Raw genomic sequence first — 17495 nt, 5'->3', positions numbered from 1 at the left:
TGGAAGCGCAGTAATGCGTGAAGCTAACCAGTACTAATCGCTCGATTGGCTTTTTCTTGCCTCAGATGTCAGATACCAGGAAACTATACTTCCTTGTACTGATGATTTTAGAGTCAAAATAGTTTTATATTCGATATGAATTTCATTTTTACTTAACATTTAACAAGTATCATTAAGTATATTAGGTATTTAATTGGCTTGGTGGCTATAGCACATGGTAAACACTCGATCCCATCCCGAACTCGACAGTTAAAACATGTTGCGCCGATGATACTCCGTCTTAAGGCGTGGGAAAGTAGGGCGTTGCCAAGCTTATTAAGTACCTAGTATGTATGATTTGATGTTGTTAAGTTGTTATTTAATTATGAAATGTGTCTTTCAATCAATGTAGATAATATATATGAATAATTTCTCCTTATACTTTAAAATTAGAAATTACACCTTTCATTGCTTAACTTTCTTAATTCCCCTTAATTTATACTTTATTACCAATGTTTTATGTGCAGAAGCAATCTCGGACTCTACAGAAAGTCCAGAACAGCCCGTACACTCCTTTTCAACCCCCATTCAATCCAAGTTCTTTGATAAATCTCCGGTGATGAGAACAAAGTCTCCTCCGATTACAACTATCCCCCTTCAGCATTTAAGCCCTGCTCGTGCCCCGCAACCTCCTACGGATGACGATGACGGCAAATCCTCCAATCCGACCAGCCATAGAGATGATTGTCCATTAACGCCCCATTCTATAGACTCTAATCCCTCTGTTGATGATCTTGCGAAGCATTTGGATTCAAAAGTCCTTAATTTTACTGAATCACAAGAGCTTGATCTTCCAGTATCTTCTCAACCATTAGACAAGCCTGAGAGAGAGCGTTCCCTTCTTCGCAAACCCCCGATCCTATTAGACCCACACCTTCATGAAATTGTTCATACAACCCTTTTGTCTGTGATATGGGTAAGCCCAAATACATCTTTAGACCACCCAACTTGGCTGGTTCGTTTTGATCAGTTAAAAGGTGTCACGTCACTTTCGATTGAATTTAGACATGAATTTCCATTTTGTATTAAACTTAATGAACGTTCCCGCTTTACAGATATCTCGATACCGGAACGGAAAGCTTGGATTTATTCTTATCAACTCCCTGCAGAGTCTCTCCCACTCCCTCTAGAAATGACTTATTCTGCAGATCATCTAGTCAGCCCTGATCTCCTTCCCCTTACCGTAGATAGGAAACAACGCCTTCCAATGCCAATGACTATTTTAGAATTATCTCGCTATATTGAGGCTAAGCGGGTCCTTTTCTATTCTGGATTAGCTATTTCTCCTTTGGTCCTTAAAGCAACCGAACAACTCATGAGAGAATTTGGCCTTAGTAAAGGGATAAGGGAGCAGAACGATGCTTTTGCATTTATAAAAAATATTCTTTCTTTTCCAAGCTCATACATTCCTCCTGTCCTGCGTTTCTTCCATGTCTGTAGGACGGAGGAGCCTTCCGTTGCCCATACTGCCTTAGCAAAGATTGTTCTTCAAAAAAACTGGGGATTACTCACACAAAATATTGATTTTCTCCATCAAAGAACAGGCATTGATCCCTTGAACCCACGTTTGCCAAATTGGTTGAAGGATAATGTTACAGAGACTGACCTGAATGAACTAGATCTGGTCATAACCATTGGTTTAGATCATGATGTAAGCGGTTTCTTAGGCTGGTATAAGAAGCTAAACCCAAAGGGAAGGATTATTTCCATCAACGATAAAGTTCCTTCTTACCTGGATCACGAAGGTTATTTTCTTCAAGGCGACCCCCAAATCCTTGTTCCTCAATTGCATAAGGCCCTTTTATAGTCCTTCTTTAAATTTTGTCCTTATAACTTTTAATTCCCCTTGTAGAAGTCTATAGTGACTTCCAGCAGACATCACACGCAATAATGAGGCAGAAACCCTGGCATGACTATAAAGTTCTCTTGGTCGATTACGATTTGTTTCTTGATTGCCGGATGTGCATCTCAACATGAGTACCTCTACGACACGAAACCTGCATTTTATTCCTTCATCATGGGAGATGTGGATAGTCCCCATATCACAACAGAACATGCGGCTGATGTATCTGTAACACCAGCAAGTTGTCAGAAAATTATAACCTCATTGCTGGCTTATAGATCCTTGGGTAAAGATTATCGATTTGAAACAAAGGCTTATGTAACGCGCCAAAAGGGTGCAATCCAGGATGTCATTATCGAAGGGTCCGGTGATCCAACTCTCACCTCAGCAAATTTAAAATCCCTTTTAGAGCCAATTCGAGGCAAGACAATTCAAGGAAAGATCGTCATCGACGCAAGCCTATTCCATACCCCTGATTATTCCAGAAATATCATGGTTGACGATGTAGGAAGACCCTTTGCCCCCCCGATTTCGGCCTTCAATTTAGACCAAAACCTTATCGAGGTTACGGTTCACCCGACTCAATTAGGGAAAATGCCTTTGATTCATAATGATGCTGGATACCGCATGAACGCAGATGTTGACACGACCCATGACCCCTCGTCGATTAAATTGGGATGGGAGGGCGATCATATCAAAGCTACCGGCATCCAGAAGCAGGGTGATACGCCTTTGGTGTTAAAAATAGCTCCCCTCGAAATGAAGACTTACATTTTGCACAAAATGAATCCCATTTTAAAAGAGTTGAAGATCAAAAATCGGGTTGTCTTTGTGAAGGATCCTTACGAGACTAATCTGAATAAGGTACTCCTCAATTCTGCAGTATCGGACCCCTTGGGGAAGATGATTCCCGTTGCCTTAAAGAAGTCTGATAATCTGGTGTTTGATGCCTTGTATTTGAAGCTTATCCATGCCCGAGACCCCGTTTTGATAAAGGATTGGCATGATGGGGATAAGGTTCTCAAGGGCCTTATCAATGAGCACTTTCACGTGCAACTGGAAAAGGCGCTCCTCATTGATGGGTCAGGGTTGTCTCGATATAACCAAATCACCCCGAGACAATTATTTGAAATCTTGAAATGCGGTTTTGGGACAAAAGAGTTTGTGGCCGCCTTAGCGTCGCCAGGAGAAGCGAACAGTACGCTTGAAAAGAGGAAGACTTTGCCCCAAACAATCAAAGCCAAAACGGGAAGTATGTCTGGCATCAGTTGTCTTTGTGGGTATCGCCTGAAAGATAAGGACCGACAAGCCTTTGTGATCATTGCAAATAGCTTTTCTCCCCCTTCTTCCGAAATGTATACTATCTTAGACAGCTTTGTTGCCGAGAATTTGGGAGATTAGGAATTCTTCTTAAAGGCAGAATTGATCTGAACTCTACGGGACTTCTATCATGATGAGAGGATTAATTTTATAAACTCTTCTTCACTTAAACATGAAATCCCCAGCTCCTTGGCAGCTTTGGCCTTGGAGCCTGCATCTTCACCCACCACCACATAGTCCGTCTTGTTGGTGACGCTGCCCGTCACTTTGGCGCCCATGCGCTCAGCGCGGGCTTTGGCCTCGGCGCGGCTTAATGTTGAGAGAGTTCCTGTGAAGACAATGGTTTTGCCAGTTAAAGGTGATGAAATTGCAGCTTCGACGATGAATTCGGGAATGGTGAGGAGGGCGGCCAAATCGTCCACGATCTTTTGATTGTGAGGCAGGTTGAAGAAGTCCACGAGGTCGGATGCCATGTTCTCGCCAATGCCCTCTAAAGCAAGGAGATCTGCCCATGCCTCTGACCCATTGTCATGTGCTTCTACCATTTGTTGGCAGAGTGTTGGTAAAGTACGATAGTGCTTGGCCAGGAGTTTAGCGGTCACGGCCCCCACTTGGGGGATGCCTAAAGCATAGATGAACCGATCCAAAGAGATGGTACGGCGCTCAGCTATTGCCTCAAATAGGTTTTTAGCAGATTGCTCCCCCCAGCCTTCCTTGTTGCGCAAAGGGGTAAGAGACTGACGATCGCGTGCCTCCAGGGTAAAAATATCTCCTGGCGCGTGGATCAAGCCCTCCTGATAGAACGCTTCGATGTGTTTCTCGCCCATTCCCTCAATATCAAAGCCATTACGGGAGACAAAGTGTTTTAGGCGCTCAACCGCTTGGGCGGGACACACCAGGCCGTCGGTGCAACGCCGGGCCACTTCCCCTTCTTGCCGGACAGCTTCACTACCACAGACGGGGCAAACTTTAGGGAAAACATAACTTTTCGAGGAGGGAGATCGTTTGGATAAGATCACGCGCACGACCTGGGGAATAACATCCCCCGCTCGTTGAATTTCGACGTGATCCCCAATGCGCACATCTTTTCGGGCAAGCTCATCCTCATTGTGTAACGTTGCCCGCTGGACAACGACGCCGCCAACAGTGACGGGCTTCAAGACGGCGACGGGCGTCAAGACTCCGGTGCGTCCCACTTGAATGATAATGTCTTCTAAGGTGGTTTCCGCCTTTTCGGCGGCAAATTTGTGGGCGATGGAATGACGCGGCGTGCGCCCCACGGTGCCGAGGCGTTTCTGCCAGTCCAGATTGTTCACCTTATAAACCACGCCATCGATGTCAAAATCAAGGTCAGAACGAATCGCTTCAAGGTTATGATAAAAGGCCATTAAATCAGCTTCATTGTGACAAACCTGGCGCAAAGAGGTGACTGAGAATCCCCAACGTTTTAAAGATTCTAAGAGCTCACTCTGTGATTGATCGCTGTGCTCCTCAGAAGTCGCATAAGCATAGGCAAAGAAATGCAAAGGTCGCCTTGCGGTGATGGTGGGGTCGAGCTGTCGAACGGAACCCGCTGCTGCATTGCGAGGATTGGCAAACTCGGCCTCTCCTGATGCGATTCGTGCCTCATTGATCTTGAGGAAATCATCCCGGCGCATATACACTTCACCACGGATTTCCACATTTTGGGGAGCATGTTCTTCCTGGAGGATTAGGGGAATGCCTTTGACGGTCCGTAAGTTCGCGGTGATATCTTCGCCCTCGCTGCCATCGCCGCGCGTTGCGCCCAATACAAAGCGTCCCCCTTGGTAGTTGAGAGAGGCTGACAGACCATCGATCTTGGGCTCTGCCACCATTTCTATGGGTTGGTCTGTTGACAGCTGCAGGAATCGGCGGACACGATTGAGGAAGTCCGTAACATCATCTGGCGTAAAAGCATTATCGAGGGAGAGCATAGGCGCGCGATGCTTCACCTTCTTAAAACCGGGGGCAGGGGCCGAGCCTACGCGATGGGAAGGGCTATCAATGCGTCGCAAATCCGGGAAACGCGTCTCAATGGCTTTATTCCGGGCAATCAGTTCATCATAGGCCGCATCGCTAATCGCAGGGGCTGCTTGTTGATGATAGAGATAATCATGGTGCGCAATCACTTTTGCAAGGTGCTCAAGCTCTTGTGTAGCTTCCTCGCGGGTGAGTTGATCAACGGGGGTGGTCGAACTGGGCATAAATATCTTCTTTGTTATACAAACATTGTCAGTGAATATTAGCGGATTATGGAGAAGGGGGACAGAGGATTTCAAGACAGTTTTCAAAAGAAAATTGTCATTAAAGACTAAATTTCAAATATCGCTGCCTTATCCAGGAAACAGTCCAACCAGGGTAGAGGCATTGGCGAGGACATTAATATGAAGATCGGCCATGCTGTTGACATGAATGTCTTGCAAGGTAATAGAACCACCAGCTCCCCCATCAAACTTGAGGATGGTATCCCCACTATTATAGGCCAGAGATGTATGATTCAACAAAGTTGACATATTGGTTCCAACAAACGTAAGTACGTCATCACAAACATTGAAGTCTTTGATGACATCAAATCCTTGGGCAACAAGCTTATTGTTCGTCGAGAGGGCTACAGCCGTTATAAAATTATCAAGCCCACCCCCGGCTGACATCACATCGTTACCCCAGGTAATCGAATTATTATTCGAATCAGCAACACGGACGTGTCCCGCTACTGTTGATAGGGACAGACCTGCATAGGCTAAAGAAAATTCGAGGGCGTCGCCAACAATCATGTCATTTCCAGCACCCCCTGAAATTATGTCATCTCCCATTGTTTGTCCAAAATTCTTGAAAGAAACAGCAACAGATGCACCAGCTCCAATCGCTGTGCCTTGGGCCACCTCAATCTTTGTTGTCAATACATCTCCCACAATTTTGTCATTACCAGCGCCACCTGACAGGGTGTCCTTTCCGAAAGTAATAACTGAGCCATCAACCATATAGCTTGATGAAGCAATACCGCCATTGAGAGCTGTTGCTGTGCCACCTATGGCTTCATTAAAATAAAGCTTATGATCACCATAAATGGTGTCATTTCCAGCGTCTCCATTGATCACATCATTCCCTGAAGTATTAATGAGAGGAAGGCGGGTTACATGGTCGTGCACATCTATGCCCACATCGTCTATTATCCGAGCGTCACTCCCCACGCCATCAGCGTAAGCTGTACCACCTAATGCATCGTGGCTATTGAGCTTTCCATCTCCGTAAATGATATCGTTACCATTTCCGCCTGAAATCGTATCGTTTCCATATAAAATGAGTTCCTCACTTGTTTGAAAAATACTTGTAGCATGTCCGCCGTTGTATGCGGTTGCTACACCGAATGCGACTTCATGGGCGTCCACACTTAGGTCTCCATTGATAACGTCATTACCGTCCCCACCAAAAATTTTGTCTGCACCAAAAAGAAACTGATTTTTGTCCGAATAAAACAAAGCCGTTGCAATTGAATTCGTGCCATTTGCTATGGCGGTTGCTCCGGGGGTTGAATCCGGTGACAAAGAAAAGCCTGCAGATGTATCGGCATCACCTACTATGACATCATTTCCGCTCCCTCCATACAACGTGTCATTCCCAAATTTTGCGATGGATAATGTTAACTCAAAAAGCATGCTTAGACTTTGATTTGTCGAAGTCTGGGCAGTTTGAAAAATCACTTGATTCTCGACGACACCAGCATCTCCAGACATAAAGTCACCTCCTGAACCCGCATACATAACATCATCTCCAAAACCTGTAGCGGGGGCCGTAATGACAACCTCTTGAACGGCACCACCATTCGGGTAAAACAATTGGAAGAAATAGGGTACGGGGAAGGGGCCTATGGAATTACCAGCATCGCCATACATGGCGAAATTACCGAAGCTTCCACTTATTGTGTCATTTCCAGAGCCACCAATCATGGTGGTTACTCCTGGTCCTGAAGAGAGGACAACCAATGTGTCATTGCCTTCTCCGCCATCAAGGAGCGAATTAATAGAATAGACAACATTAATACTGTCGTTGCCAGCAAACCCATTGAGTGTTGCATTATAGGCCTTACCAATAAGGAATAAGTCATTCAAACTTGTGCCGTCAATCTCGCCGGTCGCAAATAGATTAATAATGTTAGCCATCGTAACCTCCGTATATTGTAAGGCACTTGCTTCTTCATTTTGAAAAAACAATAACTTCAATATAAAAGATAGATTTATTTCTAAAAATATCAAGCAGTGCATTGCTTTTATTTAAAATTGCTTTAATTAATGATTTCTTATAAAGAATATAAATTACTATTTAGATTTTTAGCCTGTAGAAAAAGCTGATTTTTAGAATCAGTGTCTTTGACTTTCTTGTTTAGAGAGACTCATATATGATATAGAGTTGAACAAGTTTTTAGAACAAAATACGAGAGAGTCACGTCATGAAAATAGTCACTTGGAACGTTAATTCCATCCGAGCGCGCCTCGAAAACATTGAACAATGGTTGAGGGAAAATCAGCCAGATGTCCTTTTGTTGCAAGAAATTAAGTGTGAGGATAAAGACTTTCCCAGAGGGCCCATTGAAGATTTAGGCTATAATATTGCGTTGGCGGGACAGAAGACTTACAACGGCGTGGCGATTTTGGCAAAATCTCCCATTGAGGATGTGGTGAGGGGCCTGCCGACTTTTCCAGAAGATGAGAATGCCCGCTATATTGAAGCGGTAGTGGGGACCGTGCGTGTGGCGTCTGTCTATGTTCCCAACGGCATGGCTGTGGGCAGCGAGAAGTATGAGTATAAATTAAATTTTCTGGATAATCTACGCGATCACTTAGCCTCTATTCTTCTTTTTGAAGAAGCCTGCGTGATCGGCGGTGATTATAACATTGGCCCGGAAGATCGGGACGTGAGTCAACCGGAACTTTGGAAGGGAGAGATCTTATGCTCTCCCAAAGAGCGTCAGCAGTTTCAGTCTCTGCTTCACCTTGGGTATTATGACGCTTTGCGCCTTCACCATGAGGGGCAGGGCCCCTCTACCTGGTGGGACTATCGCAGTGGGGCTTGGCAGCGGGACCAGGGTTTGCGAATTGACCATTTTCTCCTCTCTCCTTTAGCGGTCGATCGCACGCAAGCCTCTGGTGTTGACAAGGCTCCCCGTGCTAAAGAAAAAGCATCAGATCATGCACCTGTATGGTGTGTTCTTAATCAGTGAAGGAATAAATTTATGGAGCTAACAAGAGAACAGGTCGCTAAAGTGGCCACCCTGGCGCGTATCAAAGTGGAAGAAGAAGAGCTTCCCGCTTTACAAAAAGATCTATCCGGCATTTTGCATTGGATTGACCAGTTGGAGAAGGTGGACGTGAGCGGCGTTGAAATCTATACGGATTGCCAACCTCAATCAGCGCCAGAGCGTGATGATGTTGTGAATGATGGAAATTATGTGGAGGACATTTTGGCCAATGCCCCGGAAAAAGCCCACAATATGTTTTCAGTTCCTAAAGTTGTTGAGTAGAGGAGACGATAGATGACGACCTCCCTTACAAAACTTTCTTTGACTCAAGCCCGTGATGGTCTGATCAATAAATCATTTAGTGCCGTGGAGCTTACAAAAGCCCATTTGGCTGCCATGGAAGAAAAGCGCAACCTCAATGCTTATATTACGGAGACGCCAGATCTTGCTTTAAAGCAAGCAGCCGCCTCGGATGATCGTATTGCTTCTGGCAAAGCAGGGGCCCTGGAAGGGCTTCCGATTGCCATTAAGGATCTATATTGCACAAAAGGGGTGCGAACGACAGCTGCCTCAAAGATTCTGGATAATTTCATCCCTCCTTATGAATCAACCGTGACCCAGAACCTATGGAGTGCAGGCGCTGTGATGCTGGGTAAAGTAAATATGGATGAGTTCGCGATGGGATCTGGTAATCTTCATAGTGCTTATGGTCCGACAATTAACCCGTGGCGCCGAAGCGATGCGCCAACGAAGGATTTGGTTCCCGGGGGGTCTTCTGGTGGGTCCGTCGCTGCTGTGGCGGGTCATATGGCTTTGGCGGCAACTGCATCTGACACAGGGGGCTCAATCCGCCAACCAGCCGCCTTTTGCGGATTGGTTGGGATTAAGCCAACCTATGGTTTATGTTCCCGCCGGGGCATGGTTGCTTTTGCTTCCTCCCTGGATCAGGCAGGTCCAGTTGCCCGCACGGTTCGAGACGCTGCCCTCATGACGCAAGTCATGGCAAGCCACGACCCATGGGATTCTACGTCCCTTAATGTGGAGATTCCGGATTATCTGGCAAACATTACCTCTGATATCAAAAATTTGCGCGTTGGTCTTCCAAAAGAATATCGCGAGAACTTATCTCAGGAGATGAGTGACCTTCTTCAACAAGGCATCGATTGGCTGAAAGCAGCAGGTGCTACTATCGTGGAGGTGTCCTTGCCAACAACGCCGTACGCGCTGCCAACTTACTATGTCATTGCGCCAGCTGAGGCTTCTTCGAACCTCGCGAAATACGATGGCTTGCGGTATGGGTTACGGGTTCCGGGCAGCACCTTAGATGAAATGTATGAGAATACACGACGCGAAGGTTTCGGGGCCGAAGTGCGCCGACGCATTTTGATTGGGACGTATGTTCTATCTGCCGGCTATTATGATGCATACTATTTGAAGGCTCAGAAAGTTCGCACTCTCATATCTCAAGACTTTGATCGGGTTTTTAAGGACGTTGACGTGCTGCTGACGCCGACAACACCCACTGCGGCTTTTGCGATCGATGAGAAACCTGCTGATCCTGTCACCATGTACCTCAACGACATCTTTACGGTGACGGTCAATTTGGCGGCCTTGCCAGGGATTTCTGTTCCTGCAGGTTTATCAAAAAACGGATTACCGCTTGGGCTTCAGCTGATTGGGCCCCGGTTATCGGAACAACGCTTGTTCAATACCGCTTTGGCTTTGGAAGAGGCAGCAGGGTTTGAGGACCAAGTTAACAATCTGCGAAAGGTATCTTGAACCATGACCAATAAAAATTTGATTGAAGGAAAAACTGGACTTTGGGAAGTGGTGATCGGCCTGGAAGTTCATGCCCAAGTAACTTCACGCTCGAAGCTTTTTTGTGGCTGTTCCACGGACTTTGGGGCAGAACCGAATACCCAAGTTGGTTTTTTCGGCGCCAGCATGCCAGGGATGCTGCCCGTTTTGAATCATTATTGTGTGGATCAAGCTATAAAAACCGGGCTGGGATTGGAAGGAACTGTGCATCAAGTCTCCGTTTTTGATCGTAAGAATTACTTTTATGCAGATCTTCCGTCCGGTTATCAGATCTCTCAGTTTACCCGCCCTATTGTAACAGGCGGGCATATCGATATTGATCTGGACGATGGCGCAACCAAAAGAATCAACATTACTCGGATTCACATGGAGCAAGACGCGGGAAAAAGCATCCACGACCTTCATCCTCAGAAAACCTACATCGACTTGAATCGCTCAGGCATTGCCTTGATGGAGATTGTCTCTGAGCCAGAAATACGATCTTCTGCTGAAGCGATGGCTTACATGAAGAAGCTGCGTACGATCTTGCGATATCTTGGGACATGCGATGGCAACATGGAGCAGGGTAGTCTGCGAGCGGATGCCAACGTGTCTCTTCATCGTCCCGGCACTCCTTTTGGAACCCGTACAGAAATCAAAAACGTCAATTCCGTACGTTTTGTGGGCCAAGCTATTGAGTATGAGATCTATCGCCAACTTGAGATTTTGGAAGATGGGGGCGAAATTGCCCAGGAAACTCGTCTGTTTGATCCAACGAAAGGCGAGACACGGTCTATGCGCAGCAAGGAAAATGCCCATGATTACCGTTATTTTCCAGACCCTGACCTGCCGCCTTTACGCCTCACGCCGGAACGGATTGAAGCGGTTCGGGCGACCATGCCTGAATTACCAGATGCCAAGAAGGCAAGGTTGATGGCCGACTTTGGTTTGTCACCATACGATGCGAGCGTGGTTGTGGGCGAGCAAGAAATTGCTGCTTACTATGAACAAACCGTGGCAGCCTCAAAGGCAAAGGATCATGGGCAAGCGGCAAAGATGATCGCCAATTGGTTGATGGGTGAAGTGTTTGCTGCCCTGAACAGGGATAGCAAAACCATTGAGACGATGACCTTACTGCCGACACATCTTGCAGAACTTGTCGATTTGATTTTGGATGACACCATTTCCGGAAAAATTGCCAAGGACGTTTTTTCCAAAATGTGGGAAAGCGGCAAGGCGCCGGCCGCGTTGGTGGATGAGTTGGGTTTACGTCAGATTTCTGATACTGGCGCTATTGAAGCAGCTATTGATGAGCTTCTGGTTCGGGATGCTGACAAACTGGCTGAATACAAAGCCGGTAAAGAGCAACTGTTTGGGTACTTCGTGGGGCAAATTATGAAAGCCATGCAAGGGAAAGCCAATCCAGGTGTGGTGAATGAGTTACTAAAGAAAAAGATGAGCTAAATAGGCTTTTTTACCTCTCCCCTGATGGGGGAGGTAAAGTACATTTTCATTGCTTTTAAACTTATAATGACAAGAACTTACTTCCCACTCCAAGCCCTTTGAAGGTTAGCAGCAAAGGAAGAAGATCCAGCTCCCTGGCGTCTTTGAGGGGATTTGGCGGCTGTTCTCTTTGGGGCAACAGCTTGTGCTGCTGAGGCAGATTTTGCCGGCGCCGACTTTGGGACAGCCTTTGGTTTGGTTTTTGATCTGCTTTGATAATAATCCCGAATGCCAATTGCTAAGGAAACGCTCGTTGCAACATCACCAGTTCGAGCATACGAAAATGCCACAAACTCGGTATCATTCCGGATTCCATCGTGAGAGCGCAAGAGTTCATCAGCTTTCTCATTCTTGCCCTGTATCCTCAATTTTTCCGCGTTCTCCCTTTCTTGAGCCTTCACATGAGCCCAAACATTATCGATATAACACTGACGAAGCGATTCTAGAGGAATAATCGTATGTTTCCGACTCAAGTCCAATAAGGCGCTAATGACCTTTTGGGCTCTTAAAGGCCCATGCATAGAGTTGTAACTTAAACAATCTAACGTCTCATTACCTATGATATATAGTTTCAAAGTCCGTCCTTTGAAATGATCAATATGATTTGATCCTGCCTCAACGACACCTCTTGCTTCTTCCCGTGATGGAAGGGTGATCATATTGGGAGCATGTTGTGCTAAAATGAAGCTGTCGAAACAGCGCTGGGCAAGGTCTGTGTCCGTTGTACCAACCGCATTATTCCAAAGACCAAGGATAACGTCCGTAAGAGGGAGGCCTGAATAGTTTACCTTACCGTCAGGATCATAGGGGACATCAAGCTTTTCGGCGGCCAATACAGGGCTCAAGGTTAAGATGGCATAAGCGATAATCTTTGATAGGTATTTCATGATGTCTCCTATATAAATTGGGTGATTTTGTGAGAAAAATAATAACGCATTATTTAAGAAATGGCGTCCCCAACGGGATTCGAACCCGTGTTGCCGCCTTGAAAGGGCGGTGTCCTAGGCCAGCTAGACGATGGGGACAACTCATTCGTTTTTAGCCTTATATTGAACTTAAATCAAGTGGTTTGATGAAACATTCGGTATTTATTATGAAAAGTGACTTCGTGGACACGATTGACCGAAAGGGGAAGCCAGAAAGATTTAGCTTGTCCGTGTCGTTGAGGGAGCCGCGGCGACTTGAGAGGAAGCTGGCGTCATTTCAGCAAGCTCTTTCTCAATCTTTTGACGGGCCAAATGAAACGCAGCAAGGTCCTTCGGGCTCAGTTTTACCGTTGGGAGCAATTTGATGCTTTGTGGATTAATGTGGATGCCATTGCGAAGGACTTCGTAGTGGAGGTGAGCACCTGTCGTGCGGCCCGTTGCTCCTACTTTTCCAATGATCTGATTTTGCTTAACCCGCTGGCCAACCTTCACATTCATCCGGCTTAAGTGAGCATAAGCCGTTGTATATTCTTTATTGTGTTGAATTTGAATGATGTTACCATAATGGCCCCAATAACTTGATTTTACAACAACGCCATCTCCTGCGGCGCGCACTGGCGTCCCAGTAGGAGCACCGAAATCTACGCCTTTATGTTGTTTTGAGTAGCCAAGACAGGGGTGTACGCGTCGGCCAAACTTGGAAGTTACCCTCATTTTGGATGGGTCCATAGGTGTTGCGAGAAGCGTTTTCACGACACTTTCTCCATTGCTATTATAGTACCCAGCAGTGCCTTTTACAGGTTGAAAGTGGTAGACACGGCGGACGCTGCTTTTTGAAGAGTTTCTACCAGCTGGGGCAAATTCGACATATTGTAAGTTCTCAGCCCTCACCACATTCCCATTGGTGTCTTCATAAGCATTGTAGACGATTTTAAAGGGCGCCTCCCGGGTTGGGTCACGTTGCCAGTCAATGTCATAGGAAAGGGCATTAATGGCTTCTCTTACAATTGTTGGAGGTACCCCTCTTTTGAGAGCAGCGGAATAGAAGCTAGAGCCGATGTTACCTTCTACACATTTTTGAACTTTTCTTAAAGCAATTTCATACATTTTTGCTCTAAAAGCATCCCCATTTGCTTCAAGAGCAATTTCTTTATTATGGGCAGCTTTAAAAGACAGTGATAGTAAAGAAACCTTATGTTGAGAGGAATCTTTGTTGTAACGCACAGTAAGCTCTTGGCCAACTTTGAGATCTCGAGTGTCATAAACGCGTTTCAAAGCTTCGACCGCCTGGGCAGCTTCTTCCCGAGTGATGCCAAGTTTTGTGAGCATGGAGTTCATGGTATCCCCACTGGAGATTTGAATCACATGCTGCTTTTCTTCAACTTCTGGTACACCATCACTTGGCGTTGCAATTTGTTCAGCAAGTTCTGTCAAATCACCAGGATTTTTGGTGTCGTTTTGGGCAACAATTAAGTCGGTTGAATTGGAGATCGCTGTGGGGGCTGTTGATTGACGTTCGGTTATCGCAATGCCCGTGGCAAGAAGAAGGAATCCTAATCCGGTGAGCTGTGTGCGCGTAAACGATATCAAATAACACCTCCCAGATAAGTTAAATTAAAGCTTTAATCAAGACTGGCATAAATTTTCTGACCGTCTTGTGTCAAAAGTTAACAAATCGTTAACAGCTTCTTTTAAAAATGACAACTTAGAGCTTGTTTGTCAAGATGCGCAAGCAAAGTTTTTTAAAATAATTAAGGTCACCCTAATGAATGTTTATATATAATATGCGTCTTAAGTCCTGTTTCCTCAATGATAAAAGGTCTGTATCCATGGCAACCTATCTTGAAAAATATGGGCATTAACTTTGGGCAATTTATTATAGTTCAAAAATACCTTTGGACTTCTAGAAATTTACCCCTGGTTAAGAATCTATTCTTACAGTTGAGAGTGAGAGACTGTAATTTTAATTTCATGTATGGAGGTTCAAATGTTTTCAAAGAAATCAACAGATCTAATCAAAATAATGTCCCTTACAGCTTTCGCCTTTACTTCTCAAATTTCTATCGCAAGTGAGGCTCCTTCGGCTTCTCTTGGTGGTGCAACGGTGGCTAGAAAAGATGAGCCTGAGTTAAGCAATTGGGAAAAGATTCAAAAGAGTGCCAGAGAAGCCCGTTTAAAAGGAGAAGCCGCTGAAAAGGCAAAAGGGGCTTATTCTGAGATGGCACCTGCAGGCAAAAAAGATCGCCAGTGGGTAACCCAACAATCCCCTTCTGCTGAACGGGAAGCAAACTTGAGAGCCGCTCGCCAAGCTGAACTTGATAAAACCTTTGGGCGCAAACCAGCTGTAGATAAGAAACCAGCTGTAGAGCCGAGTATTAAGCAAGCTGTGGTCACACCAACTCCGGCGGTAGCATCAGCAAAGAAGCCGGAAACCCCTGTAGCGACACCGGCACCTGTTGCTGCGACAACCCAAGATGGCTGTGAAGGAAATCCCCCGGAATTTAAAGGCACACCCGAGCAAATCATGACTTGTTTTAAAAATGCCCAAGATGAGGAAAGCAAAATCCATAACGATGTGTGTCGTGTAAAACAAAACTTCTACTATGGACTAGGGGGTTGGGGTACCAAAAAACCATCCGAGAAGGAGACTCAAGAATATAATGAAGTGAATGAAAAATATGCAGCAGCGACTAAAAAAACTGACTCTTGGTTGGCAGAATTGAATAAAAATTCACATGCCAAACTTGCGCCAGTATCCAGGCCTTCGTGCTAATTTTGAGGAAATAGCTTCATCACTAAAAAGGGGCTCATGAGAGTCCCTTTTTTATAAAGACTAAAGACCCTCTAATATTTTTGAGGTAATGCTTTCCGCTGGAGCGCTTTTTTGGTTGGCTTCTTCAACAGCGGCATCTAGCTCACTTTGAGAGCAAAGCCCCAATAGCACTGGGCTCCTGAGCTTAATGTTGCTCGTGTTCCAATGGGTGCGTGTTCGAATTGAATTGATCATCGGCTTTGTTGTCCCCAATAACCGGCAAATTTGAGTGTCTGTTAAATTTGGGTGAAATTTGAGAAGCCACGCAATGGCGTCGGGACGATCCTGACGTTTGGACACAGGTGTATATCGTGTCTTTTTCTTACCCAGCAATGAATCTGCCGTAATCGGAGGTGTTAGCTGGAGGTGCGCTGTTGGATCTGATTCGCAACGGTGAATTTCTTCTGGAGTCAGCTGTTGTGAAGTAATTGGGTTAAAACCAACCATACCTGCTGAAGATTCACCATCAGCGATAGCTTGAATTTCTAAGGGATGAATCGCGCAGAATTCAGCAATTTGGTCAAAAGATAGACTTGTGTTTTCAATTAGCCAAACGGCGGTTGCTTTGGGCATCAAAGGCGTAGCCATAGTATCTCCTAGCGAATGTTTGCTTATCGCGTTTTTTTATTAATCTCAATTATTTTTAGTACTACGCTTTAGAAGAAATAGCTATTGTTTTCTTCTTTCCAGGTGCAAAAAAGAGTAACGTTGCCATGGAGAGCCCTGCTACAACAAAGCTCAACATGAAAACGGATCCTTCCCCATATAGGTGCGCTATTGTTCCCCAGATAACCCCTCCAAAAAGAACTGAAAGGCCACTAATGAGGTAGAAAACACCAAATCCGGTTCCTCTCAAATCCTCAGGGGCAAAATCGGCAACGAGAGAAGCAAAGATGTTTTGGGAAATGCCCATTTGGCACCCCCAGAAAAGGACACCAATAAAGATAGATGTCAAATTGGTTGCCATACCGATGAAAAGGTCAGCGATCATAAATGTAGCAATGCCAACGATTAATATTTTGTACCGTCCATATCGATCGGCTAGGAGTCCAATCGGGAAAGAGCACAAACAATAGGTGATATTATATATGAGCATGATGCCTGAAGCATAGCTCTTTGGGAGTCCAAAATTCTTGTGAGCATCGAGCACGATGAAAGTTTCGCTCACCCGAGCCATCATAAAAATGGCAACAACAATCATGAGGCACCAAAATTCTTTGCCAAGGCGACTTAAATCTCTCCAGTGAATAGGGTGGCGCTCTTCGGTTTTGCTGATTTTAATATCATTCTTATAGTGGGCGTGTTTAGGTTCTTTCACAGTAAAATATAGAATCATAAATGCAATTGTCGCCGGGATGCTCGCTAGAAGGAAAACCAAGCGGAAATTGTCTGTCGTATATGACATGGCAATGATGGACAGGAGGGCCCCTAAAATGGAGCCCATGAGGCCCAGGCTGCGTTGCAAACCATAACAGGCACCACGATGTTGAGCAGGGGCCACGTCTCCGACCAAGGCATCGCGGGGTGTTCCTTGCATGCCATTACCGATTCTCTCAAGAATACGAGAGCTAAAGATAGCCGCATACCCTGAGGATATTCCCAGAAGGGGTTTGCTGATTGCTGTTAACGCATAACCAATCAACATAATGTTTTTGCGTCTCTTAAAATAATCACTCAAAACACCAGAAAACAATTTCAAAAGAAAGGAAGTGGCTTCAATGGCGCCCTCTAATAATCCAATCCAAACAGCCGATATCCCAATAACGGTGCTTAAATAGAGGGCATTCAGGCTATAGACCATAATCACGGAGATGTTGATGAAAAGCATGGAAAATCCCAAAGCCCATATGGTGCTTGGGATAATATCACGTGAGAAAAAAGAGGAACCTCGGGAAAAAATAGAAGAAGATAGTGGTGCTGAACGTTTAACTGGTGTGTCGATTAGCGACATCGGTTCCCCGCTTGCGTCATAACATCTATCCTTACTTAGTAATAAGT

14 protein-coding genes, 1 tRNA gene and 1 rRNA gene are annotated in these 17495 nt (G+C 45.4%); 9 read left to right on the top strand and 7 right to left on the bottom strand.

The features are described 5' to 3' along the window. The first annotated feature begins 197 nt into the window (after window positions 1-197). From rrf to dacB, 3 genes are all read left to right on the top strand, one after another. A 5S ribosomal RNA gene (gene rrf, locus K2Y18_08840) occupies window positions 198-312 on the top strand. Window positions 313-400: 88 nt separating this feature from the next. Next, window positions 401-1846: a hypothetical protein gene (locus K2Y18_08835; protein MBX9805839.1), complete on the top strand. Its 1446-nt coding sequence runs from the start codon at window positions 401-403 to the stop codon at window positions 1844-1846. Window positions 1847-1948: 102 nt separating this feature from the next. Continuing rightward, window positions 1949-3283 (top strand): D-alanyl-D-alanine carboxypeptidase/D-alanyl-D-alanine-endopeptidase, encoded by a 1335-nt coding sequence (dacB, locus tag K2Y18_08830; protein MBX9805838.1) that lies wholly within the window; start codon window positions 1949-1951, stop codon window positions 3281-3283. 47 nt (window positions 3284-3330) lie between these two features. On the opposite strand, the gene ligA is transcribed toward dacB, so the two are convergent. Together ligA and K2Y18_08820 are read right to left on the bottom strand one after the other, a co-directional pair. Further along, entirely contained in the window at window positions 3331-5427 is a 2097-nt protein-coding gene (gene ligA / locus K2Y18_08825) for an NAD-dependent DNA ligase LigA (GenBank protein MBX9805837.1), read from the bottom strand. A gap of 129 nt (window positions 5428-5556) precedes the next feature. Further along, window positions 5557-7383: a hypothetical protein gene (locus tag K2Y18_08820; GenBank protein MBX9805836.1), complete on the bottom strand. Its 1827-nt coding sequence runs from the start codon at window positions 7381-7383 to the stop codon at window positions 5557-5559. Window positions 7384-7670: 287 nt separating this feature from the next. On the opposite strand from K2Y18_08820, the gene xth reads away from it, so the two are divergent. From xth to gatB, 4 genes are read left to right on the top strand one after another with little or no spacing between them, the layout of a single operon-like run. Further along, a complete protein-coding gene (xth, locus tag K2Y18_08815) occupies window positions 7671-8441 on the top strand; it encodes an exodeoxyribonuclease III (GenBank protein MBX9805835.1) in 771 nt (256 codons plus the stop codon). A gap of 12 nt (window positions 8442-8453) precedes the next feature. Further along, window positions 8454-8741, top strand: coding sequence for an Asp-tRNA(Asn)/Glu-tRNA(Gln) amidotransferase subunit GatC (gene gatC / locus K2Y18_08810; protein MBX9805834.1), 288 nt, complete (start codon window positions 8454-8456; stop codon window positions 8739-8741). 12 nt (window positions 8742-8753) lie between these two features. Then, window positions 8754-10238, top strand: a complete 1485-nt coding sequence (gene gatA, locus K2Y18_08805) for an Asp-tRNA(Asn)/Glu-tRNA(Gln) amidotransferase subunit GatA (protein ID MBX9805833.1) — start codon at window positions 8754-8756, stop codon at window positions 10236-10238. Window positions 10239-10241: 3 nt separating this feature from the next. After that, window positions 10242-11720 (top strand): Asp-tRNA(Asn)/Glu-tRNA(Gln) amidotransferase subunit GatB, encoded by a 1479-nt coding sequence (gatB, locus tag K2Y18_08800; GenBank protein MBX9805832.1) that lies wholly within the window; start codon window positions 10242-10244, stop codon window positions 11718-11720. 77 nt (window positions 11721-11797) lie between these two features. Here the strand turns inward: gatB and K2Y18_08795 are convergent, their stop codons facing one another. From K2Y18_08795 to K2Y18_08785, 3 genes are all read right to left on the bottom strand, one after another. Next, window positions 11798-12646, bottom strand: coding sequence for a hypothetical protein (locus K2Y18_08795; protein MBX9805831.1), 849 nt, complete (start codon window positions 12644-12646; stop codon window positions 11798-11800). Between the two features lie 61 nt (window positions 12647-12707). After that, window positions 12708-12784: transfer RNA gene (locus K2Y18_08790), tRNA-Glu, on the bottom strand. Window positions 12785-12904: 120 nt separating this feature from the next. Beyond that, a complete protein-coding gene (locus tag K2Y18_08785) occupies window positions 12905-14275 on the bottom strand; it encodes a peptidoglycan DD-metalloendopeptidase family protein (protein ID MBX9805830.1) in 1371 nt (456 codons plus the stop codon). A gap of 397 nt (window positions 14276-14672) precedes the next feature. Between K2Y18_08785 and K2Y18_08780 the strand changes: the two genes are divergently transcribed. Further along, window positions 14673-15458: a hypothetical protein gene (locus K2Y18_08780; GenBank protein MBX9805829.1), complete on the top strand. Its 786-nt coding sequence runs from the start codon at window positions 14673-14675 to the stop codon at window positions 15456-15458. 60 nt (window positions 15459-15518) lie between these two features. Here K2Y18_08780 and K2Y18_08775 read toward each other — a convergent pair whose 3' ends face one another. Both K2Y18_08775 and K2Y18_08770 read right to left on the bottom strand, forming a co-directional pair. Further along, window positions 15519-16085 carry a DUF1013 domain-containing protein gene (locus tag K2Y18_08775; protein MBX9805828.1) on the bottom strand — a complete coding sequence of 189 codons (567 nt, stop codon included), beginning with the start codon at window positions 16083-16085 and terminating at the stop codon, window positions 15519-15521. Window positions 16086-16146: 61 nt separating this feature from the next. After that, window positions 16147-17325, bottom strand: a complete 1179-nt coding sequence (locus tag K2Y18_08770) for an MFS transporter (GenBank protein ID MBX9805827.1) — start codon at window positions 17323-17325, stop codon at window positions 16147-16149. On the opposite strand from K2Y18_08770, the gene K2Y18_08765 reads away from it, so the two are divergent. Beyond that, entirely contained in the window at window positions 17315-17470 is a 156-nt protein-coding gene (locus K2Y18_08765) for a hypothetical protein (GenBank protein ID MBX9805826.1), read from the top strand. The genes K2Y18_08770 and K2Y18_08765 overlap by 11 nt on opposite strands. Window positions 17471-17495: the final 25 nt, after the last annotated feature.

The sequence above is a fragment of the Alphaproteobacteria bacterium genome, from assembly GCA_019746225.1.
In the GTDB taxonomy this organism is placed as follows: Bacteria; Pseudomonadota; Alphaproteobacteria; order Paracaedibacterales; family VGCI01; genus VGCI01.
Note: the sequence above shows the minus strand (reverse complement) of the source record. Positions and strands in the feature narration are given on the sequence as shown.